Origin of the sequence: Pseudomonas sp. (assembly GCF_037994325.1) — a bacterium.
GTDB lineage: Bacteria > Pseudomonadota > Gammaproteobacteria > Pseudomonadales > Pseudomonadaceae > Aquipseudomonas.
Map to the genome: position 1 here is coordinate 1 of NZ_JBBNAH010000011.1, position 3911 is coordinate 3911.

Annotated in this window: 3 protein-coding genes; 1 reads left to right on the forward strand and 2 read right to left on the reverse strand. The window is 61.1% G+C overall.

Translation table 11 applies throughout. From position 1 onward, the window contains the following. Both AAAB16_RS00260 and AAAB16_RS00265 read right to left on the reverse strand, forming a co-directional pair. On the reverse strand, positions 1-2390 hold a 2390-nt coding region (locus tag AAAB16_RS00260; RefSeq protein WP_340661520.1), incomplete at its 3' end, for an EAL domain-containing protein. 131 nt (positions 2391-2521) lie between these two features. Then, positions 2522-2749 (reverse strand): DUF3820 family protein, encoded by a 228-nt coding sequence (locus tag AAAB16_RS00265; RefSeq protein ID WP_340661521.1) that lies wholly within the window; start codon positions 2747-2749, stop codon positions 2522-2524. Positions 2750-3138: 389 nt separating this feature from the next. Here AAAB16_RS00265 and AAAB16_RS00270 point away from each other — a divergent pair, with 389 nt between their 5' ends. After that, entirely contained in the window at positions 3139-3846 is a 708-nt protein-coding gene (locus AAAB16_RS00270) for a 4'-phosphopantetheinyl transferase superfamily protein (RefSeq protein WP_340661522.1), read from the forward strand. Positions 3847-3911: the final 65 nt, after the last annotated feature.

The following is a 3911-nucleotide window of genomic DNA, read 5'->3' on the forward strand; positions in this document are numbered from 1 at the left end:
CCGTTCAAACGCACCTCCGGACCAAACGGCAGCGGCTTGGCAATCGCATACCCCTGGGCGTAATCCACCCCAACCTCGGCCAGCGCCAGCATGATCTCGGGCGTTTCCACGAACTCGGCAATGGTCAGCTTGCCCATCACATGGCCGATCTGGTTAATCGACTCAACCATGGCGCGGTCGATAGGGTCTTCGAGCATGTCTTTAACAAAGCTGCCGTCGATCTTCAGGTAGTCCACCGGCAAGTGCTTGAGGTAGGCAAACGAGGACATGCCCGCGCCAAAGTCGTCCAACGAAAACCGGCAGCCCAGGCTTTTCAGTTCACGGATGAAATGCATGGCGCTGCCCAGGTTGGCGATGGCGCTGGTTTCGGTGATTTCAAAGCAAATCTGCTGCGGGGCAATGTTGAAGCGGCTGAGCTGTTCACGCACATAACCAAGAAAGGCCTGGTCGCCAAAGGTCGGCCCCGACAGGTTGATGGCGCAAGTGGCAATCGGGTCGCTGCTCTGGCTGGCGTGGCGCTGGGCCAGAACGCTAAAGGCGTGGCTAACCACCCAACGGTCAATCAACGGCATCAGCCCGTAGCGCTCGGCCGCCGGAATAAAACGAATCGGCGGCACCAGCTGGCCATCTTCGTCGCGCAAACGCAGCAGCAATTCCACGTGCGCGCCTTGGCTATGGTCGGCCGCCACCGGCGCAATAAGTTGGTAGAACAGGCAGAAACGCTCCTCCTCCAACGCCGCATGAATACGCTGCACCCAGGCCATTTCACCGAAGCGGCTGGACATTTCCGAATCGTCGCTCTGGTACACCTGCACGCGGTTGCGGCCCTTTTCCTTGGCCATATAGCAGGCCATATCGGCGGAACGCAGCGCCTCGGCCAGGCTAATGCGCGAGTGCTCCAGGCTCACCAGACCGATGCTCACCCCAATACTGAAATTGCGCCCATCCCAGGCGAACTGCAGGTCTTGCACGGTGATACGCAGCAGCTCGGCAATCCGCGCGGCCGGCGCCGCCGGGCAGTTTTCCAGGAGAATGCCGAACTCATCGCCACCCAAGCGCGCCAGGGTATCGCCGTCACGCAAATGCTCCTGCAACAGCACGCACACCTGGCGCAGCAGCTGATCGCCAGCGGCATGTCCGCAGGTGTCATTGACCACCTTGAACTGATCCAAGTCGAGAAACAGCAACGCATGTTGCCCCGGGTGGTTATCCAACCGCGCCAAGGCGCTTTCCAAGCGCTGTTCGAACTCACGGCGGTTAGCCAAGCCGGTCAGCGCATCATGGGAAGCTTGCCACGACAGGGTGTCGATGTACTGACGCTCGCGGGTCATGTCATGCAGCACCAGCACTGCGCCGACAATCCGCCCGGCAATTTGAATCGGCGCGCCAACCAAGGCCACCGGCACCTTGCTGCCATCCAAGCGCACCACTTGCTGGGCATGGGCGCTGCTGCCGATTTCGCCGGCCAGAATGCGCTCAATCAGCGGCGCGTCGGCCAACTGACAATCGCTGTCCTGCAAATGAAACAGCGACACCAGCGAGCGGCCCCGGGCCTGCTCGTAACGGCACAAAATCAAATCCTCAGCGGCCGGGTTGAGGTATTCCAGGCAACCCAAGCGGTCGGTGCGGATCACCGCATCACCAATCGAGGCCAAGGTGGTTTGCGCCCGCTCCTTTTCCGTACGCAGCGCCAGGTCAAAGGCCTCGCGCTGTTGCAGCAACTTAAGCGTGCGCAGCGTGGCCAACAGAAAAAGCACCAGCGCCACCAACACATTAGCCGCCAACAACAGGCGCTGAATAAAACGCGAGCCCTCGCCCAGGGTGTCGGAAAAGGCCTTTTCCACGGGAGTAACTTGCTGATTGATAGCGTAGATCTGCGCCTTCCACGCCTGTAACTGCGCAGGCGTTGCCGTGTCGGCGCGGATGCTTTGGTGCATCTGCTCAGCCACACCCTGCAACGCCAACACAAACTGGTCGCCCACCTGCCAATGGCCGATGGCGCGCTTGAGATAGCTGAACTCACCGAAGTCGCGATACAGCCAGATCAGGCCGGGAATATCGTCCGGGTGCGTACCCCCGCGCAGAAAACCCTCATACGCGGCGCGGTAATCGGGGTTAGGCAAATCCATCGCCAGGCGCGCGGCATGGTCGCCCAAGGGAATAGCGATAGCCGCTTGATAGGCGTGGTAGTCAGCCTCATCCGCGCTGTCGGCATACAGGGTCAGATGGGTGATGGCATCTTTCTGCCCTTTGGACCACAGGCTTTCGCCGGTCACATAGGCGCGCACCGACGACATAACCTCCAGGCTAATGCCCGCCAGCACCGCCTGCAGCACGACAATGGCAATAAACGGCCACACCAAAACGAACAGGCGACGTTTGCCCCGCATTCGAAGTGCCCCGCACAATCCCTATGAAAGCAGGCGCCCTACCCACGCCCACACGTCCCCCCAACCACCCCATTGGCAGGGCAGCTTTTGCAGCATAGGAGTAAACCGGGAAAGTTGCGCAAGGCGCGGCACTACAGGGGTTGGCGCGGCTTCTTGCGCAGCGGCGTGAGCAACTCACCGAGACCGTTGTGATCAATCTCCTGCATCAACTGCAACAACTGGCCAATCTCGCCCTTAGGGAAACCCTCACGGGCAAACCAATTCAAATAAGGCCCCGGCAGATCCGCAATCAACCGGCCCTTGTACTTGCCATACGGCATCTCGCGGGTGACGAGCAGGAGGAGGTCTTCGGGTTTCATGGCGAGCCTTGGCGCGAGTAGTGGGCGGGGCGCCTAGGTTACCCGATCTGATCGCGAGCGCTCGTAGGGTGTGCTGCGCGCACCGGGCGCATCTCGGTACTCCCTTGGTGCGCACAGCACACCCAAGCCATCCGCCGTAGCGTGTGTTGTGCGCCAGCAAAAAAAACGGGAGCCCAAACGGGCTCCCGCACTTAAATCAGTGACTAAGGTTTGGCGCCTTTCGCAGAGCGGCCGGGCCAAACTACAACCTCACCTGCGTTCCGAAGAAACGCGGCGGCAGTCTGGCAAATGCGCGCGGTACATTCCGTGTCGCTTTGTTGCGCGTATGCAAAGAAATGTAAACGCCGCCGGTGCTGGCCCCAAACGCTGGCTCCCGGCAGAATGCCGGCATGTCGACTTATACCCTCCCCGCCTGTTGCAGCCCGTTGGCTGAACACTGGCCTTTGCCGCAGCCATTGGCCAATAGCCGATTTGTCAGCACCGCGTTCGATCCGGCGTTGTTGCAGCCGGATGATTTCCAACGCAGCCAGATTCCCGCCACCCATGGCGTGGCCAAGCGCCAGGCCGAGTTTCTCGCCGGCCGCGTGTGTGCGCGTGAAGCGTTGCGCCGTTTAAATCGCAGCGAGGTGGTGCCGGCGGTTGGCGCCGACCGGGCGCCGCAATGGCCCGCAGGCGTTAGCGGTTCGATTACCCACGGCAAAAACTGGGCGGCGGCGATTGTGGCCAACAGCGGCGATTGGCGCGGGCTGGGGCTGGACGTGGAAAACCTGCTGAGCAGCGAACGCGCCGCCCGCCTACAGGGCGAAATCCTCACCCCCGCCGAACTGCGCCGCGCCAGCGTGCTCGACCCCGAGCAATTGGGGCTGCTGGTAACCCTGACGTTTTCGCTGAAAGAAAGCCTATTCAAGGCGCTGTACCCACTGACCTTGCAGCGCTTCTACTTTGAACATGCCGAGGTGCTGGAATGGAACGAAGCTGGCGATGCGCGCTTGCGCCTGCTGACTGACCTATCGCCAGAATGGCAAAGCGGCAGTGAGTTACAGGGGCAGTTTGGGCGGTTTGACGGGCGCTTGTTGAGTTTGGTGGCCATCCGCTAGGTGCGGTCGGTTCGCGCTCGGTGTTCAAAGGAGAAATCGCTTGGTGCGCGCAGCACACCCTACAG

Bases quoted from the DNA above. Each gene is read 5' to 3' on its own strand.
- AAAB16_RS00270 (WP_340661522.1), top strand. From the start codon at position 3,139: ATGTCGACTTATACCCTCCCCGCCTGTTGCAGCCCGTTGGCTGAACAC.
- AAAB16_RS00265 (WP_340661521.1), bottom strand. From the start codon at position 2,749: ATGAAACCCGAAGACCTCCTCCTGCTCGTCACCCGCGAGATGCCGTAT.